Genomic DNA, 18,554 nt, shown 5'->3' on the forward strand with positions numbered 1-18,554 from the left:
ACAGCCTGGTGACACGGTTTGTGTTGAACAATTTGTGCCCTAGATAGATCATCATGAACAGCACGGGTCAGCGACTGGCCCATTTGTAATGTACAAGGAGACTTGCCTGTGAAATCGACGGCAATCGCAATTCAACAAGATCAGGCGCGTACACGGCGGCTTCTGGCGGCGCTCTTTGCAGCCATGACGCTCGCTCTTGCGCTGGTGCTCGCGCAGGCGACCGCATCCAACGCGCAGACGCGCCCCGCAACCTTCGCTGATCTGGCCGAGCAGGTCAGCCCATCGGTGGTGAACATCACGACCAGCACTGTTGTGGCAGGGCGGACAGGGCCACGCGGGATCGTGCCCGAAGGTTCACCTTTCGAGGATTTCTTCAACGATCTTGAACGGGGTCCGGGTGAAGGCGCACGTCGCTCTTCAGCGCTGGGGTCCGGTTTCGTGATCTCAGAGGACGGTTTCATCGTCACCAACAACCACGTGATCGAAGGGGCCGATGAAATCCTGATCGAATTCTACCCCGGCGGCGAACCCGGTGTACCTGCCGAACTTGTCGGCACTGACCCGAATACCGATATTGCCCTGCTGAAGGTCGATCTCGAGGACCTGCCATTTGTAGAATTCGGTGACAGCAATGGCGCCGGCAGCCGCGTCGGTGACTGGGTCATGGCCATGGGTAATCCGCTGGGCCAAGGCTTTTCGGTATCCGCCGGTATCGTGTCAGCACGCAACCGCGCGCTGTCAGGCACCTATGATGACTACATCCAGACCGACGCTGCGATCAACCGCGGTAACTCCGGTGGTCCGCTCTTCAACATGGATGGCGACGTGATCGGCGTGAACACGGCAATCCTGTCGCCTAATGGGGGTTCCATCGGGATTGGCTTTGCGATGTCCTCTGCCGTCGTCACCAATGTGGTCGATCAGCTCAAGGAGTTTGGCGAAACCCGCCGTGGCTGGCTGGGCGTGCGCATCCAGGACGTGACGCCCGACATGGTCGAAGCTATCGAAGGGCTTGATATGGCACGCGGTGCCCTTGTCACCGATGTGCCTGCTGGCCCTGCCGAAGACGCCGGTATGGTGTCTGGCGATGTCATCCTGAATTTCGACGGGATCGAGATTGAGGATACCCGCGAACTGGTCCGCATCGTCGGTAACTCGCCCGTGGGCAAGGAAGTCCCGGTTGAGGTCCTGCGCGATGGCGATATGGAAGCGCTGATCGTGGTTCTGGGCCGCCGGGAAACGTCAGAGGCTGTGGCCTTCCCTGCATCGACCGAGCAGGAAGAAGACCCCGCATCGGCTGAAGTCCTTGGCTTGACCCTTTCGGAAATCACACCGGAACTATCCGAACAGTTCGGCCTGTCGATTGAGGAAGGTCTTGTGATCACCGGCATCAACGCTGAATCAGAGGCAGCCTCCAAGGGTTTGCTTGAAGGTGATGTGATCACCGAAGCCGGCCAGCAAGCCATCGCCTCGATCGCCGATCTCGAAGCGCAGATCGAAGCTGCGTCGGAGGCAGGCCGGAAATCTCTTCTCCTCCTCGTTCGCCGGGGTGGTGACCCACGTTTCGTGGCGCTGTCGCTCGAGGAATAAACAGTTTCAGAGTGAGTGAGAGAGTAGGGCGGGCCGCGCAAGTGGCCCGCCCTTTTTCATCGCATTAACGATCGTTCTGCGGCAACCCGTCGGCGATATCATAATAATCGCCCTTCTCTGATACAAAGATATGCATCGCCAGCTTGGTCTGTGTCGGCGTGTCAAACGCGCCCATGGCCACGGCGGTCCAATCGCGAAACACCGGGTCCCAGAACAGGGTGGACCCGCAGATGTCGCAAAACCCGCGCCGGACTTTCTCGGATGACTGGTACCATTTGACATGCGCTTCACCGGATATCGTCAGCGTATCTGCCGGTATGTCTACTGAGGCCTCGAAATGGCCGGAATGTTTGCGGCAGGCCACGCAATGGCAAGCTGATGGTTGCGGCAGATCGCCGGTTACCCCAAATGTCACCGCACCGCATAAACAGCTTCCCCGATGCATCGCAGAACTCCTTAAGCTGTCGCGACGACCGCCGGTTTGCGCATATTGATCACCAGCAAACCCAGCACAATGACGGCGGCCACAAGATTGATCCAGATTTCAGTTGGCCAGACACAGGCGGCCCCGGCAACGGCAAGGATCAGGCGTTCCAACAACCCGACCGGGCGCTCCAGACAGCCCTGTAGTGCACCGGCCAGCCCATAAATGCCCACGACGCCAAAGGCGAAAATCGTGATCATCGCAGGCCAGTCGCCGGACAGGAACGGGGTATAGGCCATCATGATCGGCACGATATACAGCCCCTTGGCCAGCTTCCAGCTGGCAACACCTGTGGCCATGGCGGGGGCCTTTGCAATCGCCGCGGCGGTAAAGGCCGCCAGAGCGACGGGCGGGGTGACGTTACTGTCCTGGCTCAGCCAGAAAATGATCATATGGGCTGACAGGATCGCCGCGACGGCGACCTCGGCCGGAACAACCATATCCCGCAACGGGGCTGCTACCTCCAACGGTAGACTACGCACGATGGCGGTCGCATCTTCAGCACTGACAGGTCCCGCCAGAACCGACGGGTCCGGCAGGGCCAGCATCAGGATCGGCATGGCACTTGGGTCCAGCGTGCCACTTGCCAATGCGTCGATAACGAACCGGTCCTGGATCATGCCGGCAAGGGCAGGGGCCGATAGCGTGGCCAGCACGATATAGGCCGCCGTCACCGGCAGGCCCATGCCCAGCACCAGACTGGCAATGGCGACCATGATGATCGCGATCAGCAGGTTTCCCCCGGCCCATTCGGCAATCATCAGACTGAACGTATTGCCGATCCCCGCCGTGGCAATCACGTTCACCACAAGCCCGACAGCGCATAGCAGAACAGCGGTCATGATCATGCCTTTGGTGCCCATAACCATCGCCTCGAACACCGCCTTGGGGCCCATCGGGTTCTGGGTCAGCCAGCTGGATGCTATGACGGCCAGAATGCCGAATACGGCAGCATAGGCAGGGGTAAAGCCCGACACCAGCATCGCGATCAAACCGCCAATGGGGATGACAAAACTGGCCCCGCCCTTGCGAAAGGCCGACCCAAATGTCTCGCCATCGCTTTCCATCGGGGGCAGGCCCAGACGGCGCGCCTCGATCCGGACGAAAAAGACGACGGACAGGAAATAAAGCAGGGCGGGCAGGGCCGCGACGGCGACGATTCTTTCGTAAGGGATCTGGGTAAAGCTCGCCATGACAAAGGCGCCAGCCCCCATGATCGGCGGCATCAACTGGCCGCCCGTGGACGATGCAGCCTCAACCCCGCCGGCAAATTTCGGCGGGAAGCCCGCCTTTTTCATCAGGGGGATCGTAATCACGCCGGTTGAGGCTGTGTTGGCTACCGCAGACCCCGAAATCGTCCCAGTCAGACCAGAGGCTATAACCGCCACGATACCCGGCCCACCGACCATGCGCCCCGCGACGGCGCGGGCCAGATTGATCACAAAATCTCCCGCGCCCGAACGCAGCAGGAAGGCCCCGAAGATAATGAAAAGAAAGACAAAAGTGGATGAAATCCGCGCAATCGTGCCGAACATCGCGTCATCGCCATAGATCGACCGGAACGCGATGGATTCCCAGCTGAGCCCGGGAAACGAAAACACCCCGCCCACATATTTGCCCCAAAACCCCACATAGCTAAGCGCAATGATGATCAGCAGCGGGATGACGAGCCCGGTCAGACGGCGCGTCAGTTCGATCGCGCCGATGACACAGATAACCGCTGCGATCCAGTCGGCGGTCGAAAACTTCACGCCCCGATCATAGATGCCCTGTTCGGCATAGGGTAGGTAGATGGCCGCCGCTGCAATCGCGACGCCAAACGCCAGATCAAAGGCCAGCAGGGCCGGGCTGCGCACCGCACCGCGCACCAGCGGGTGAAACACAGCCGCCAGAAAGGCAAAACCGGCAAAGTGATAGGCATTACGTTGAAACTCGGAAATGAACGGGTCGAACGCCACATAGATATGACCGACCGCGATCAGAAAACATAACAGGGTCAATGCGGTATCGGGCAGGCCGGTAAAGCTGCGCTGTACCGCCCCGTCGGTGGGGCGTTCGTCGGACATCGGCAAATCCTCGGGGTCAGTTTCGGCCCGCGCGGGATGCGCGGGCCGAAAGATCAGTTATTCGGCGATCAGACGGTCAGGAATTTCGATCCCGACTTCCTGATAGTAACGCACTGCACCGGGGTGCAGTGGCACGGGCAGACCGGCAATCGCCCGCTCGATCGCCATCGCCTTGGTGGCCGGGTGAATGGCCTGCAAGAAGGGCAGGTTTTCATAGATCGTCTTGGTGATCTGATAGACGTTCTCTTCCGGGATATCAGCATGGGTCGCCAGGAAATTCGGCTGCGCGATGGTGTTGATATCCGCGTCCTGACCGGGATAGGTGCCTGCAGGAATGGTGTAGGGGGTCCAAAGACCACGACCGCCATCCGCCTGCGCCACCTGCTCTTCGGTAAAGTTCAGCATGGTCACGCTGTCACCGGCTGCGGCCATCAACTGGCTGATAGCACCGGTAGGCACGCCCGCTGGTGTCCCGATCCCCTTGACCTGACCGTTCTGCAAGGCTTCGGCTGATGGGCCATAGCCTGCAAAAACCAGTTCATAGTCGTTTTCGATATCAACGCCAAAGCCCGACAGAATGGTCGCGTTGGAGCCGATCGTGCCAGAGTTCTGGCGACCAAGCGCCATGCCCTCCCCCTTCAACGCGACCATATCCTCGATCGTGCCGGTAGGGGCGGCGTCAGCGGCCACGACAAACTGTTCCACATTCTGCCACAGCATCGTGACCGAACGCAGATGCTCCTGCGGGCCAGCCTCTTCCAATGGGCCGGTGCCGGTGGCGGCATAATAGCCGAACAGACCCTGCAAAATGGCAAACTGCGCCTCGCCTTCGCGGATCAGGCGCACGTTTTCGCCAGACCCGGCAGAACTGATGGCCGACATGCCGATTTTCTGTGACGGTTCCAGCTTGACCTTGATCAGCGTCGACAGGGCCACACCGACCGGATAATAGGTACCGCCCGTTGATGCGGTCGACAGAATATAGCTGGCCTCTTCGGCCTGTGCCACAGGGGCTGCCAGCACAAGACCTGCCGCAACAGCGGCTGTGAACATTTTCATAATGTTTCCTCCCTCAGGATATACGTTGTCGCCCTTTTCGGACGGACGAGACAACAAAACCGCGATGCTGACCGAAGGACAAGCAGGATCGGGTCCGCGGCGTTAACAATTTGACTTATTTGGCTAATTTGCACGGTCAATGGGCAGGATTCGCAAAAGATGTGCGGATAACCGCACACTGCTAGCGCCAACATGACGATGCGGCGACTCGCCCCACCGAACACAACTGAATTTGCACAGCCCGACGGTCATTTGCGCTGGCCCAACCTCTGCAGGTGAATTAGTAATCCATGGAACGGATTTTCAGTGCGAGGGACCAAGCGAAATGGCCAAGATTACTTACGTCGAACATGGCGGCAAAGAACACGTCGTCGAGGTCGCCAATGGCCTGACCGTCATGGAAGGGGCCCGCGATAACGGCATTCCGGGGATCGAGGCTGACTGCGGTGGTGCCTGCGCCTGTTCGACATGCCATGTCTATGTCGATGACGCTTGGGTGGACAAACTGCCCGCCAAGGACGCGATGGAAGAGGATATGCTGGATTTTGCCTATCAACCCGACACGACCAAATCGCGCCTGACCTGCCAGTTGAAGGTGACCGACGATCTGAACGGCCTGCGCGTGCAGATGCCGGAAAAGCAGATTTGATGCGCTTGGGGCTTATCGCCCTTTGTGCACTGCTGGTGCCCGCGGCTGTCTCTGCGTGCCGGTCACCGCCGCACATTTCTTCCGATTTCAGGGTGGAAAGTTATGTCAGCTTGCCTGGCTGTTCAGGACAATGGCCCGCATGTGATGTGATAGGGATAACAGCCGCCTGGTACGAAGTGCCGACGGATCGCTATGCTCATGGTGTGTTGGGCGATGCCATCGAAGGCAGTCGACTGGCCGCATATTATACGCCCGTTTTGGGAGGCGAAACAGTCAGCAGTTGTGGCGACAAACACGCGATACTTGATGACGCGCATGTGTTTGAAGATACGCAACCGCGTCTTGCTGACCTGAACGGTGATGGTCAGGCCGAAATCATAGCGGTGCGCAGCCACTTGCAGAAGGGGGCGCAGCTTGCGATCTACGCGGCTGTGCCGGGTGAAGTCGATTTGCGACTCATTGCAGCTACACCTTATATCGGCCAACGCAACCGCTGGCTTGCGCCCATCGGTGCTGCTGACCTTGACGGCGATGGCTATATCGAAATCGCCTATATCGATCGTCCGCATTTGGCCAAGACGCTGCGGGTCTGGCGCTTCAAAGATGGTGAATTGACCGAGGTGACGGCGGCCTCTGGCCTCACCAATCACCGGATCGGCGAGGATTACATCAGCGGGGGTATCCGCGACTGCGGGCAGGGGCCCGAGATGATCACGGCCGATGCCAACTGGACCAATATCATGGCGACCCGGCTTGTGGATGGTCGGTTGCAGGCCCGGATCGTCGGACCGCATGAGGGGCGCCAGTCGTTCGAGGCCGCCCTTAGCTGCTGATCAGCCCGACCACCGTCACCAGCAGAACCATTTCGGTCACCTGCTGCGTGGCCCCCAGAATATCCCCGGTCTGTCCCGCGATCTTGGCCTTTGCGACCAGCCCGCAAAACAGCGCGGCCATACAGGCGGGAAAAATCAGTCCGAAGCCAAAACAAACCACCGCGATGATTGTGGCAAGACCAAAGGCAACAACGCCCGTCATCGTCTCGGGACGGCCCACGCTATGGCTCAGCCCGGTATCACGCGCATGGGGCAGGCCGGACATGACCCCGACCATCCCCGCCCGGCTGAGCGCGCCAACAGCGATCAAGGCCCCCCAATAAAGCCCACTTTGCGCAATTGCCGCCAGCGCCAGCCAGCGGATCAACAGCGCCAACCCAATCGCCACAACGCCGTAAACACCGATATGGCTGTCCTTCATGATTTCCAGACGTTTCTGTTTGTCCCAGCCACCCCACAGCCCATCAGCCGCATCAGCCAACCCATCCTCATGCATTGCGCCTGTAAGAATGACCGATAAGGCCAATATCAGCGCGGCGACGATGGCAGCAGGCAGGCTCAGCCAGAGCAACAGGGCGGCAAGTGACGCCATGATCGCCCCGATCAAGGCGCCCACCAGAGGATAGGCCCATGCCGCCCGCGCACCCCGGGCCATGGCCCGGTCCGTATCGACAGGCATGGGCAGGCGGGTCAGCAATCCGACCGCCGCTGCCACGTCGCCCACGGTCATTAGTGATGTGTCGCGATTGTTCACGCGGATGCCCCTTGTGGCCCTTTTCATCGCCGTCCTGATCGTTAGACAGTTCGCAGGATTTACGCAACGAGGACCTGATGCCAGCACCTTTCACGACCCTTGATGAGTTCCGCACAGTTCTGGCGCAGGCTCCCGCGCCCGATGCTGTAGCCACCGCAGGTGCGCAGGACCGCAACAGCCAGTTGACCAAACCACCGGGCGCACTGGGCCGGCTGGAGGATCTGGCGATCTGGTATGCCGGGTGGCGCGGCACGCCGCAGCCGCAGATCAACACACCGCAAGTCATTGTCTTTGCGGGTAATCATGGCGTCTGCGCACAAGGCGTCTCTGCCTTCCCGCCAGAGGTTACGGTACAGATGGTCGCCAATTTTCAACATGGCGGGGCCGCGATCAATCAATTGTCCAAGGCATTCGGGGCCAGAATGGATGTCCATGCCCTGTCTTTGGAAACACCAACCGCCGATTTCACCCAAGGCCCCGCGATGACAGAGGCAGAGGTGATCGACGCCCTGCAAACCGGCTGGACCGCTGTTGATCCGCAAAGCGACCTGCTGGTCACCGGCGAAATGGGCATCGGCAACACAACATCCGCTGCTGCCATCGCCACCGCCATATTGGGCGGCGAGGCGGCCGACTGGACCGGGCGTGGCACCGGGGTGGACGACGCCGGGCTTGCGCACAAGACGGAAGTGGTGGCCCAAGGTGTCGCCCTGCACGCCACCGACGACCCGCTTGAGGTGCTGCGCTGTCTGGGCGGTCGCGAGCTGGCGGCCATGGCCGGGGCCATTGCGGCGGCACGGCAGCACCGGACCCCGGTGATCCTTGACGGTTTCATCTGCACCGCCGCCGCCGCTGTGCTGGCCAAGACACAAGAAGGGGCACTGGACCACACGGTCGCCGGGCATCTGAGCGCGGAAGGCGCACACCAGAAAATGCTGGACGCGCTGGGCAAGGAACCACTACTGAACCTTGGTCTGCGGCTAGGCGAAGGATCAGGTGCTGCGCTGGCCATCGGGGTGCTGAAAGGGGCGGTCGCCTGCCATTCCGGCATGGCCACATTCGCAGAGGCCGGGGTCAGCGACGGCTGACCCTATTTCTTCTTGTTGTCATCCGCTTGCTGACGGGCGGCAAGTGCTGTCTCAAGATCGGTGTTCAACTCTTTGGATCGTTTGACATATTCAGGAACTTCGGCCACCGGCACGCCCGGCTTCCAAAGGGCGGCCAGCTCGCGCAATGCGGTCCGGTCATGGTGATAGAATGTCTCTTCGGCCTCTGCCGCTTCAAACTCGGTCAGGCCGAGATTTTCGAGCGCATACCGGCCCGCACGCAATGAGCTGTCGAACATCTCGCGGACGATATCATTGGCACCGGCATCGTATAGCTCATAGACATGCACGCGGTCACGGGCGCGAGCGATGATATGCAGATCAGGGCGGGCCTTGCGAGCATAGGCCACCAGCTTGACCGCCGATTCCTTGTTGTCGATGGCCACCACCAGCACCTTGGCATCTTCGAGGCCAGCAGCATTCAGCAGGTCAGGCCGGGTCGGATCGCCAAAGAAGCCGCGAAAACCAAATTTGCGCATGGTCTGCACCGTGGTCAGGTTGCTGTCGATCACCACAGTCGAAAACCCCGCACTTTGCACAAGACGGTTCACGATCTGACCAAAGCGACCAATGCCCGCGATGATGACGGTGCCTTGTTCATCCACCTCGTCCTCATCGGCCTCTTCGTGATCAACCATGCGACGGCTCAGCTGGTCGTAGACGATGAACAGCAATGGCGTGATCAACATCGACAAAGCCACCACCAAAAGCAGGGTGTTTGATTGCCCCTGACTCAGCACCCCCTGCTGCAGCGAGAATGAGATCAGGACAAAACCGAACTCCCCCGCCTGCGCCAGACCAAGGGTAAACAGCCAGCGATCCTTGCCCTTCACCTTGAACAACAGCGACAGGGCATAAAGGATCACACCCTTGATCAGCATGACACTCAAGGTCAGCGTCAGGATGTAACCCGGCTCATCGAAGAGCAGGGAAAAGTTAATCCCCGCACCCACGGTGATAAAGAACAGGCCCAACAACAGCCCCTTGAACGGTTCAAGGTCGCTTTCCAATTCGTGCCGGAATTCTGAGTTGGCCAGAACCACACCCGCCAGAAACGTGCCCAAAGCCGGCGACAGGCCGACCATCCCCATCAAAACGGCAATCGACACGACCATCAGCAAGGCAAGGGCGGTATACATCTCGCGCAGGCGGGCATGGTGGATGTAACGAAACACCGGACGGATCAGATAAATCCCGGCCAGGATGACGGCGATGACCGCGCCAAGGGTCACAAGGGTAACACCCCAACCGGGCAACCCCTCGACAAGGCTCATCGCGCCATGATGATCGTCTTGATGTGTATCAACCCGCTGAACCGATCCATCCGGGCCCAGCTGCATGACGGCGGGAACGGCCAGCAGCGGCAAAACCGCCAGCATCGGGATCACGGCGATGTCCTGCGTCAGCAGAACCGAAAATGTCGCCCGCCCGCCACCGGTTTGCATCAATCCTTTTTCCGTGAGCGTTTGCAAGACAATAGCCGTCGAAGATAATGCAAAAATCATGCCAACGGCAAAGGAGATGGTCCAGCTGTAGCCCATCAGCAAACAGCCACCCATGATAGCGACCGTTGTGACCACAACCTGCAAACCACCCAGCCCGATCAACCTGTCGCGCATGTCCCACAAGGCGCGGGGTTCCAGTTCCAGCCCGATCAGGAACAGCATCATCACCACGCCGAATTCGGCGAAATGTTGGATATCCTGCGCCTCTGTCCCGACCAGCCCTGTCAGCGGGCCGATGACGATCCCCGCCAGCAGATAGCCCAGCACGGACCCAAGCCCCAGACGTGCGGCCAGTGGCACTGCGATGACCGCAGCGCCCAGATAGATCGTGGCCTGAAGCAGAAAGGATTCCATACGCGACGTATCGCAACCTCCAATGTCATAAGCAACGCGCGATTGCGTGTGCCCGCGCTTCATGCGAGGCAGTGATGCAATGGCCATATATTACTCTCGATTGGTTAATGCCCGCTGATGCCCACCAACCCCCTTTCGCGTGACCTGCGCCGCCTGCTGGCGGCACAGCTGCCCGCCGATTTTGCCGATTGGCTGGATTTCGTAGCGATCGGGGCGCTCTTGGCCTATGTCTGGCAGGCCGAACCATTTGTGTTTGCCCTGCTGGCTGTCAGCATGGGCGCGCCTTACCTGCTGATCGGTCCGTTCGCCGGGGTGCTGGTGGACCGGATGGCGACCCGCCAGGTGCTGATCCTCAGCAACCTCGGCCGGGCGGTCACGACTGCGGCACTGTTCCTCGCCCCCGACTGGCCGGTTCTGTTGGCCCTCGTGTTCTGCCGCAGCGCGGTTGATACCTTCTACACGCCCGCCAAACAGGCCGCGATCCAGGCGCTGACCGAACCCGACCAGCGCAACCGGGCCAACGGGTTCAGCCATGCGATCAACCAATCGTCCAAGATCGTGGCCCCAGCGCTGGGCGGCGTCTTCCTGATCTGGCTCGCGCCGCAGATGGTGTTTCTGATCAATGCGCTGGTCTCGCTGTTGGCGGCGGCGATGATCCTTCGCTTGCCTGCCATTGGTGTAACAACGGCTGCCCCCGACGAAAACATCCTGCACAGCATCCGCGACGGGATGCGGACGGTGCGCGGCAAACCGGTCCTCCGCGCGGCCTTGCTGATGATGGCCGCAGGCTATTTCGCCATGTTCTTCTATGACACGCTGATCGCCCCGCTGACCCGTGATCTGGGGTTTTCGCAAACCGTGCTGGGGCTGAGCCTTGCGGCCGTCGGGGCAGGCGGTGTCGCCGGGTCGCTGGTGCTTGGGACAACCAAACGCGCGCTCAAACCATTCGTCTGGATTGCCGGCGGCTTCGCCATCGGCGCATCCATGACCGTGATCCTTGGCCTGTCAGAGGTCACATCCACCCCTCTCCATGTCATCCTTTACATAGCTCTATTCGGTATTCTCGGTATCGCCTCAGCTATGTCGGTCGTGCCCTTCCGAACCATCATCCAGGATGCTGTAAGCCCCGACCAGATCGGTCGGATCACGGCCCTCAGCGAAGCAATCAACACCTTTGCCCTGCTCACCGCCCCGTTCATCGGCGCGGCCATTGCCGCGACGTTTTCGATTGGGGCGGCCTTCATTGCCGGTGGGCTGGTCATGTGCGGGGCTGCGATCCGCGCGCTGACCTTGCGCGATAAATCCTAAACAGGCAGCGGCGCGTCCGGCTTCACCCGCTCCATTACGATCTGGCTTTGCACCCGGCTGACAGCGGGATGCGGTAGCAAGACCTGCTGAACCAGCAGGTTCAGCGCCGTCAGGTCAGCGCAGTAGACCCGCAGCAGATAGTCGGCTTCCCCGGTCAGCGTCCAAGCCCCCACAATCTCGGGCCGGGTCCGGGTCAGGCGGACAAAGTCGCGCGCGTTCTGTTCAGTATGGGTGGCCATCACAATCTGGATAAAGGCCTGCACGCCCAGCCCGACCCGCTCCGGGTTCAGATAGGCGCGGTAGCCCGCAATGTATCCCTCCGCCTCCAATCGCTGGCGGCGGCGCCCGGCTTGCGAGGCTGACATGTTCAGGGCCTCACCCAGATCTTGCGCCGTTAGGGTGGAATCGCGCTGCAGGGCTGACAGCAATTTCAGGTCGGTCGGATCGAGTTCCATGCGGCCTCCACGCGCAAATTTCTAGAAATTTGCGCTACACTCGCACATATTTGCTGATCGAGCTACGAAAATGCGCAAAACCGGACCGCCAGATGCGGTAGGATGCATCAAACGCGAACAGGAGAATACAACATGGGTCCTTTCCCGCACGACGCCCCCAAGGCCACGATCACCGCTGAAAATCCCGCAGGCACTGACGGTTTCGAATTCGTCGAATTCGCCCATCCGGAGCCCGACACGCTTCGCGATCTCTTCAGCAAGATGGGCTACACCCACACAGCCACGCATAAGACCAAAGATATCGAGCTTTGGCAGCAGGGCGACATCACCTACATCATCAACAACGAACCCAGTAGCCACGCACGCACCTTTGTCGAGGAACACGGGCCTTGCGCCCCTGCGATGGGATGGCGGGTTGTCGATGCGCAGCACGCCTTTGATCATGCGGTCAGCAAGGGGGCCACACCCTATGAAGGCGACGGCAAAACCATGGACGTCCCTGCCATCGTCGGCATCGGCGGCAGCCTGATCTACTTCATCGACCAGTATTACGAAGCCAACCCCTATAACGACGAATTCAACTGGGTCGCAGATGCGCACCCGATTGGCGTCGGCTTCCACTACCTTGATCACCTGACCCACAACGTCCACAAGGGGAACATGGACAAATGGTTCGCGTTCTATGGTGATCTGTTCAATTTCCGGGAAATCCGGTTCTTTGACATCGAGGGCAAGTTCACCGGCCTTCTATCCCGCGCCCTGACATCGCCTTGCGGGCGCATCCGCATCCCGATCAACGAAGACCGGGGCGAAACCGGGCAGATCGTCGAATACCTCAAGCGGTACAAGGGCGAAGGCATCCAGCACATCGCGGTGGGTGCGCAGGACCTCTACGATGCGACCGATGAGATCGCCGAGCGTGGCATCAAATTCATGCCCAAGCCGCCCAGCAGCTATTACGACCTGAGCTACGACAGGGTTGTCGGCCACGACGAACCGCGCGACCGCATGGAAAAGCACGGCATCCTGATCGACGGTGAAGGCGTGGTGGATGGCGGCGAAACCCGCATCCTGCTGCAGATCTTCTCCAAAACGGTCATCGGGCCGATCTTCTTCGAGTTCATCCAGCGTAAGGGCGATGACGGGTTCGGCGAAGGCAACTTCAAGGCGCTGTTCGAAAGCATCGAGGCCGACCAGATCGAACGTGGCGTGCTGGAAGCCGGTTAACCCGGCACCTGCAGCGCGTAAGTGCGGCCACGTTTGACATAGTTCAATGCGTTGTCGCCGATGGCGGTTACCTGACCGCCATCCAGCGAACTGCCGATTTCCACCCGCACAAAGCTGCCATTTGGAAGACGCACCAGCGCACGGCGGTTGTTGGGGCGGCCATAAACACCAATCAGATTGATCTCGCGCAGGCCAATTGCCTCTTCCTGCGTGGCCGCCCGGGCGACACCACCTGGGACAGGGCCGGTGTTGCGCGGAATATTCACAGGGGCCGAGGTTTGCTGGGGTGCGGCCTGTTGCGGCTGTTGCTGCGGGGCTGCTGCGGCCGCGGCCTGCCGGTTGGCTTCCTGCTGGCGCGCATTGGCCACTACAGTAGCAAAGTTACGCGGGCGTGTATCAGGGCGGCGCGATGCGCTTACCGCGCGGGGCGTCATGTCGATGAACGGTTCAGCAGCCGCTTCCTCTGCGATACTGGCGATCACGGATGTGATGTCAGGATTGCTGGGTAGATCAGCAGGCGGCGGTGGCGGAACCAGACCAGAGGGGCGGGGCTGCGGTCGCGGACCAATCGGCGTGGTTGACCCCAATGCGGCCTCTTGGGTTTCGACCAGCGGAGCTGCTTCTGCATCAGGCTGTAGTCCGGCCAGACCCACGCCGCCCGGCGTTGGCGCCGGTTCTGCATCTTCTTCAACCACGTCTGGCAATGCCGCGTTGGCTGGGCGCAGGGGCGGGATCACATCCGGTGTGCCCGCCACGATCACCACATCTTCAGCCGCCGGGGCCAGCAGCGCCATGCGGGCAAGATCATCCTCGGTCAGCGTCGGACGTGGGCGCACGTTCAGGTCGGGCAGCCCGGCAAAAACCACGGCCCCTTCCGGGGTGACAGCCCCTTCGGCTGTGGCCAGAACATTTCCGTTCTCATCCAGATCGAATGTCGCATCAGGAGGCGGCGGATCGGCTGGCGCGACAAAGGTCAGTTCCGGTTGCAGCGCGTTGGCATCCGGCGTGACGGGTTGCGCAACCTTGCCGGGGGCAATGGTCACGTCCGGCCAGATAATGCCCTCTGCCGTGGTCGTATCCGGCACATCCACGATCCGGGGCGCGCGCTGCCAGACGCCGGTTGCGGCGTAAATGCGGGCGGCCTCATCCGGGCTCAAGACGCGACCGCGCAGGATCGGCGCACCGACTTCGGCCTGCGCCGCTTCGGTCGGTTCGGCAGGTGCAGGCATCGGTGGCAGCGCGGCCAATGGCGCATCCGGCTCTGCGATGTCAGGGGCAGTCACTGGTGCGGCTGGGTTATAGCCAGTCCACGCCGCAATATCCGCTGCATTCGCCGGATCGGTTGACGGCACGGTCTGGCGCATCACATCCAATGTGCCGACACGTGGTGCCTCATCGGACAGCGGGGTGGCACTATCGGCGGTCGTTACCGGTGCAGCAAGAGCGGCAGAGTCAATCGTTTCCACCGCAGCGGCAGGTTCACCCTGCATTTCAGCAGGCGCATCGACCGGATCAGCACCCAGCTGCCACCAGGCCAACAACCCGGCCACGGCAAAGCTGGCTGCAATAGCCGTACCCACCAGCAGTTTTTTCGGCGGCGTGTTATTGGCGGCTGCCACCGGACGCGCCGGGGCCACAGGCGCTTTTGAGGTCTTGGGCGGCGGAACAAGGGCTGCGGCATCGGCGGCAGGGGCCACCGCCGTGATCGACCCCACAACGCGTCGCCGGGCGCGGCGCTTATATTTGGGCCGGGCGGTATGATATTCGGCAATGATCGGATCGACCGGCATCGGATAGGTCGGATCGCGCAGTACGGGCTGCTTGGCTGTTGTCGGTTCAGCGACAGGCGGCGTTACAGTTTCGGTCGCCGCTACCTCGGGGGCATCTTTTTCGACCTCTGGCGTGTCCTCGACCGGTGTCTGGGAGGTTGGCGTATCAGTCGCGACTGCGTCGTCTTCCGGTGTCTCTTCCTTCGGCGCAGCGGTGTCTTTGACCGGCTCAGCCGCTTCAACATCCTTCAGGCTGCTGAACAGATCCGGTTCTGCTTCTGGCGTATCGGTTTCGTCGCTTGCAGGCGCATCATCAACATTTTCCGCAGTCGGCGTTTCGGCCACTGCAGCCTCATCCGCCGGGTCTGCTTCAACGGGCTCCTGATCCACCGCAGCGACGTCAGAAACCAGATCTGCGGTCACATCGGCAGGGCCGTCCTGCGCATTCTCTTCCGATTCCGCCGTCGTCGCGTCGGCGTCTGGCACGCTGGGGGCTGTTTCAGTGGCAGGGGCTGCTGTTTCCTCCTCCAGCACCTCCGGTTCATCAATCGCATCCGATAGAACAAGAACGTCCTTGTCCTCAACAACCGGCTCCGCCGGTGCCTCCTCGGATGCCCCGTCTTCGGGTGGTGCAGCCTTTATCTCGGGCTCGGCCTCCGTCTGATCCGGCGCAGCTTCATCAGACACCGCTTCCGTAACTTCGGGCTTTGGTGTCTCAGCCGGGGCATCAGCCTCCTCAACATGGGGGGCCAGCAACGCGGCCAGATCGGCACCGTCTGAGGGGGGCAATTCATCCTCAGGGATATCAAAGATCAGCAGGCGCGATTTGATGCGTGTGCCCACGACCATGATCGGCAGGATGTCACGTTCGACCGCACCGTCAGGGCCCAGCACCTCTGGCATCATTGCGGTGGGGCCGAAAAACACCTCGCTTTGAAAAGTGAACGGTTCCGGAATGGCGACAAAGGCGACAGGGTTGAACTTGTGGGCGCGGGCAAAGGCCTCGGCTTCATCCAGGGTCTCGCGGGCGACAGCCGCGATATGGGTGCGGCCACCACGGCGCTCACAATCAATAACCAACTCGTCCAGATCGTACGGCGTTGCGCCATCAAGGGCGGCGTTGATGTGATCCTGCGTGGTCTGCGTTGTGTCCAGAGCCAGGTATTTGATCTGATCCAGCGGGATCACGATCTTGGTGCGCAATCCGCCGGGTTCCAGCGCCAGCGCCTTCTGGCGCAGATCGGCCAGAACCGCATCCAGATTGGGGTCTTCGACATCCGCATCGCCCACGACCCGCCAGCCGCCTGTCACCCGATGCAACAGTTGAATACCTTCGAATGAAAGGGACAAAGCGAAATTGGTGGTCATGTGACGGGTCTAGCATTTTGTTGTTGCGGGCAAAACGCGTTTCGCCTGCGCGGGTTAACATTATAGCAGAAACCCGCCAACGCCAAGGGTTTGGCAGGCCCGAACGGGCCTGCCATTTTGATCAGGGCGCGACGTCAGGCAGTGGCCTTGGCCAGCGCCTGATCCAGATCGGCAATCAGATCGTCAGCGTCCTCGATCCCGATGGACAGACGGACAATCCCCGGACCGGCCCCCGCAGCTTCCTGCTGCTCGGCGGTCAGCTGGCGGTGGGTGGTGCTGGCGGAATGAATTATCAGGCTGCGCGTATCACCCAGATTGGCCACGTGGCTGAATATCTCCAGACTATCGACCAGCTTCACGCAGGCGTCATAACCGCCCTTCACGGCCACCGTAAACAGGGCGCCAGCGCCTTTTGGGCAGATCTTGGGGACCAGCTTGGAATAGGGGGAACTGTCCAGCCCCGCATAGGTCACGTAGTCGGTGCGCGGATCATCCTCCAGCCATTTGGCGATCTTCATCGCATTTTCCACATGGCGATCCATGCGCAGCGACAGGGTCTCGATACCCATCAGCGTGTAATGGGCGGCCTGCGGGTTCATCGTCATGCCCAGATCGCGCAAACCAATGGCGATGCCATGAAAAGTAAACGCCAGCGGGCCAAAGGTCTCAGCAAATTTCAACCCGTGATAAGCCGGTTCCGGCTGGCTGAGCGACGGGAACTTGTCATTCGCGGCCCAGTCAAACTTGCCGCTATCGACAACGCAACCGCCGGTCACCGTCCCATTCCCGGTCAGATACTTGGTCGTCGAATGCACCACCAGTGTCGCCCCATGCTCAATCGGGCGGCACAGATACGGGGTGGCCGACGTATTATCGACAATCAAAGGCACACCCGCCGCATCCGATATAGCCGAGATCGCATCCAGATCAGTGATATGCCCGCCCGGATTGGCAATCGCCTCGCAGAACACCGCGCGGGTGTTGTCATCAATGGCGGCCTTGACCGCCTCATGATCGTCGAAATCCACAAATTTCGCGGACCAGCCAAAGCGCTTGATGGTCTGGGAAAACTGGGTGACTGTGCCGCCATATAACCGGCTCGAGGCGACAACATTCATCCCCGGACCCATCAGCGGAAACAGGGCCATGATCTGGGCCGCGTGACCCGACGAACAGCAGACAGCACCAACACCACCCTCCAGCGTGGCGATGCGCTCCTGCAATGCAGCGACCGTGGGATTTGTCAGGCGGGAATAGATATAGCCGACCTCCTGCAGATTGAACAAAGCAGCAGCGTGATCGGCATCGCGAAACACATACGCCGTCGTCTGATAAATCGGGACCTGCCGTGCCCCTGTCGCGGGATCAGGGCGGGCGCCCGCATGGATCTGCAAAGTGTCAAAGCCGTATGTCGGGCCGTCAGTCATTGGTGGTCTCCCTTTGAAATCTGTCGGGCGAAGGTGTAGGCGGAAAACCGGGGGCACTCAACGGCCCTTGATGAAAAGGACCAGACCATGCCCGTACCGTTCCATTTCGCCTTTCACGTCACCGATCTGGACGCGGCCAGAGAATTCTATTCCGGCGCGCTGGGGGCTGTCGAAGGGCGATCCACCGACACCTGGGTCGATTTCGACTTTTTCGGACATCAACTCAGCCTGCATCTGGGCGAACCCTTCAGCAACGCGCCCACCGGCAAGGTCGGGGATCACATGGTGCCCATGCCGCATTTCGGGGTCGTCCTGCCGCTTGATGATTGGAACGCACTGGCCGGGCGCCTGGAAGAAAGACAAACCGATTTCATCATCGCCCCCTCCGTGCGGTTCAAAGGCGAGGCGGGCGAGCAATGGACAATGTTCTTCCGCGACCCCTCCGGAAACCCGATCGAGGTGAAAGGGTTCGCAGAGCAAAGCGGGGTGTTTGCGAAGGAAGGTTGAGCGGCTGGTTTAAGCCCAAGCCAGTCGTTTGCATTTCGTGCTGCGAGCGCACGCAGCACGAAAATCGCCGTATGAGCGAAGATATCTATGCTG

The 18,554-nt window shown here is 60.6% G+C and carries 15 protein-coding genes; 7 read left to right on the plus strand and 8 right to left on the minus strand.

The window, feature by feature from the left end; all coding sequences use genetic code 11:
• Window positions 1–183 precede the first annotated feature (183 nt).
• Window positions 184–1,590 (plus strand): Do family serine endopeptidase, encoded by a 1,407-nt coding sequence (locus tag ACFWW4_RS11070; protein WP_411890975.1) that lies wholly within the window; start codon window positions 184–186, stop codon window positions 1,588–1,590.
• A gap of 64 nt (window positions 1,591–1,654) precedes the next feature.
• Here ACFWW4_RS11070 and ACFWW4_RS11075 read toward each other — a convergent pair whose 3' ends face one another.
• From ACFWW4_RS11075 to ACFWW4_RS11085, 3 genes are read right to left on the minus strand one after another with little or no spacing between them, the layout of a single operon-like run.
• Window positions 1,655–2,035 carry a GFA family protein gene (locus ACFWW4_RS11075; RefSeq protein WP_411890895.1) on the minus strand — a complete coding sequence of 127 codons (381 nt, stop codon included), beginning with the start codon at window positions 2,033–2,035 and terminating at the stop codon, window positions 1,655–1,657.
• Window positions 2,036–2,046: 11 nt separating this feature from the next.
• Window positions 2,047–4,140 (minus strand): TRAP transporter permease, encoded by a 2,094-nt coding sequence (locus ACFWW4_RS11080; RefSeq protein ID WP_411890896.1) that lies wholly within the window; start codon window positions 4,138–4,140, stop codon window positions 2,047–2,049.
• 57 nt (window positions 4,141–4,197) lie between these two features.
• Complete coding sequence (locus ACFWW4_RS11085; protein WP_393933346.1) at window positions 4,198–5,199, minus strand: TAXI family TRAP transporter solute-binding subunit; 1,002 nt, start codon at window positions 5,197–5,199, stop codon at window positions 4,198–4,200.
• 325 nt (window positions 5,200–5,524) lie between these two features.
• Here ACFWW4_RS11085 and ACFWW4_RS11090 point away from each other — a divergent pair, with 325 nt between their 5' ends.
• Together ACFWW4_RS11090 and ACFWW4_RS11095 are read left to right on the plus strand one after the other, a co-directional pair.
• Window positions 5,525–5,848, plus strand: coding sequence for a 2Fe-2S iron-sulfur cluster-binding protein (locus ACFWW4_RS11090; RefSeq protein WP_411890897.1), 324 nt, complete (start codon window positions 5,525–5,527; stop codon window positions 5,846–5,848).
• 146 nt (window positions 5,849–5,994) lie between these two features.
• Complete coding sequence (locus ACFWW4_RS11095; RefSeq protein WP_411890898.1) at window positions 5,995–6,681, plus strand: FG-GAP repeat domain-containing protein; 687 nt, start codon at window positions 5,995–5,997, stop codon at window positions 6,679–6,681.
• On the opposite strand, the gene cobS is transcribed toward ACFWW4_RS11095, so the two are convergent.
• Window positions 6,671–7,435, minus strand: a complete 765-nt coding sequence (gene cobS, locus ACFWW4_RS11100; RefSeq protein ID WP_411890899.1) for an adenosylcobinamide-GDP ribazoletransferase — start codon at window positions 7,433–7,435, stop codon at window positions 6,671–6,673. The genes ACFWW4_RS11095 and cobS overlap by 11 nt on opposite strands.
• Before the next feature lie 77 nt (window positions 7,436–7,512).
• Between cobS and cobT the strand changes: the two genes are divergently transcribed.
• Entirely contained in the window at window positions 7,513–8,523 is a 1,011-nt protein-coding gene (gene cobT, locus ACFWW4_RS11105) for a nicotinate-nucleotide--dimethylbenzimidazole phosphoribosyltransferase (RefSeq protein WP_411890900.1), read from the plus strand.
• A gap of 2 nt (window positions 8,524–8,525) precedes the next feature.
• On the opposite strand, the gene ACFWW4_RS11110 is transcribed toward cobT, so the two are convergent.
• Complete coding sequence (locus ACFWW4_RS11110) at window positions 8,526–10,400, minus strand: monovalent cation:proton antiporter-2 (CPA2) family protein (protein ID WP_393933387.1); 1,875 nt, start codon at window positions 10,398–10,400, stop codon at window positions 8,526–8,528.
• A gap of 117 nt (window positions 10,401–10,517) precedes the next feature.
• On the opposite strand from ACFWW4_RS11110, the gene ACFWW4_RS11115 reads away from it, so the two are divergent.
• Window positions 10,518–11,708, plus strand: a complete 1,191-nt coding sequence (locus ACFWW4_RS11115; RefSeq protein ID WP_411890901.1) for an MFS transporter — start codon at window positions 10,518–10,520, stop codon at window positions 11,706–11,708.
• On the opposite strand, the gene ACFWW4_RS11120 is transcribed toward ACFWW4_RS11115, so the two are convergent.
• On the minus strand, window positions 11,705–12,163 hold the full coding sequence (locus ACFWW4_RS11120) for an Lrp/AsnC family transcriptional regulator (protein WP_411890902.1): 459 nt from the start codon (window positions 12,161–12,163) through the stop codon (window positions 11,705–11,707). The two genes, ACFWW4_RS11115 and ACFWW4_RS11120, sit on opposite strands and share 4 nt — an antisense overlap.
• Window positions 12,164–12,295: 132 nt before the next feature.
• On the opposite strand from ACFWW4_RS11120, the gene hppD reads away from it, so the two are divergent.
• Window positions 12,296–13,390, plus strand: a complete 1,095-nt coding sequence (gene hppD, locus ACFWW4_RS11125; protein WP_411890903.1) for a 4-hydroxyphenylpyruvate dioxygenase — start codon at window positions 12,296–12,298, stop codon at window positions 13,388–13,390.
• Here the strand turns inward: hppD and ACFWW4_RS11130 are convergent.
• Both ACFWW4_RS11130 and ACFWW4_RS11135 read right to left on the minus strand, forming a co-directional pair.
• Window positions 13,387–16,527 (minus strand): hypothetical protein, encoded by a 3,141-nt coding sequence (locus ACFWW4_RS11130; protein WP_411890904.1) that lies wholly within the window; start codon window positions 16,525–16,527, stop codon window positions 13,387–13,389. The two genes, hppD and ACFWW4_RS11130, sit on opposite strands and share 4 nt — an antisense overlap.
• A 134-nt stretch (window positions 16,528–16,661) precedes the next feature.
• Window positions 16,662–17,954, minus strand: coding sequence for an O-acetylhomoserine aminocarboxypropyltransferase/cysteine synthase family protein (locus ACFWW4_RS11135; protein WP_411890905.1), 1,293 nt, complete (start codon window positions 17,952–17,954; stop codon window positions 16,662–16,664).
• Window positions 17,955–18,041: 87 nt separating this feature from the next.
• Between ACFWW4_RS11135 and ACFWW4_RS11140 the strand changes: the two genes are divergently transcribed.
• Window positions 18,042–18,461 (plus strand): VOC family protein, encoded by a 420-nt coding sequence (locus tag ACFWW4_RS11140; protein ID WP_411890906.1) that lies wholly within the window; start codon window positions 18,042–18,044, stop codon window positions 18,459–18,461.
• Window positions 18,462–18,554 lie beyond the last annotated feature (93 nt).

The organism is Yoonia sp. SDW83-1, assembly GCF_046762885.1.
Lineage (GTDB): Bacteria > Pseudomonadota > Alphaproteobacteria > Rhodobacterales > Rhodobacteraceae > Yoonia.

Excerpts from the sequence above, each read along its gene's own strand:
- ACFWW4_RS11070 (WP_411890975.1), top strand. The coding sequence starts at position 184 with ATGACGCTCGCTCTTGCGCTGGTGCTCGCGCAGGCGACCGCATCCAAC.
- ACFWW4_RS11140 (WP_411890906.1), top strand. The coding sequence starts at position 18,042 with ATGCCCGTACCGTTCCATTTCGCCTTTCACGTCACCGATCTGGACGCG.
- ACFWW4_RS11130 (WP_411890904.1), bottom strand. The coding sequence starts at position 16,527 with ATGACCACCAATTTCGCTTTGTCCCTTTCATTCGAAGGTATTCAACTG.
- ACFWW4_RS11080 (WP_411890896.1), bottom strand. The coding sequence starts at position 4,140 with ATGTCCGACGAACGCCCCACCGACGGGGCGGTACAGCGCAGCTTTACC.
- ACFWW4_RS11135 (WP_411890905.1), bottom strand. The coding sequence starts at position 17,954 with ATGACTGACGGCCCGACATACGGCTTTGACACTTTGCAGATCCATGCG.
- ACFWW4_RS11120 (WP_411890902.1), bottom strand. The coding sequence starts at position 12,163 with ATGGAACTCGATCCGACCGACCTGAAATTGCTGTCAGCCCTGCAGCGC.
- hppD (WP_411890903.1), top strand. The coding sequence starts at position 12,296 with ATGGGTCCTTTCCCGCACGACGCCCCCAAGGCCACGATCACCGCTGAA.
- ACFWW4_RS11110 (WP_393933387.1), bottom strand. The coding sequence starts at position 10,400 with ATGGAATCCTTTCTGCTTCAGGCCACGATCTATCTGGGCGCTGCGGTC.
- ACFWW4_RS11085 (WP_393933346.1), bottom strand. The coding sequence starts at position 5,199 with ATGAAAATGTTCACAGCCGCTGTTGCGGCAGGTCTTGTGCTGGCAGCC.
- ACFWW4_RS11075 (WP_411890895.1), bottom strand. The coding sequence starts at position 2,035 with ATGCATCGGGGAAGCTGTTTATGCGGTGCGGTGACATTTGGGGTAACC.
- ACFWW4_RS11090 (WP_411890897.1), top strand. The coding sequence starts at position 5,525 with ATGGCCAAGATTACTTACGTCGAACATGGCGGCAAAGAACACGTCGTC.
- ACFWW4_RS11115 (WP_411890901.1), top strand. The coding sequence starts at position 10,518 with ATGCCCACCAACCCCCTTTCGCGTGACCTGCGCCGCCTGCTGGCGGCA.
- cobT (WP_411890900.1), top strand. The coding sequence starts at position 7,513 with ATGCCAGCACCTTTCACGACCCTTGATGAGTTCCGCACAGTTCTGGCG.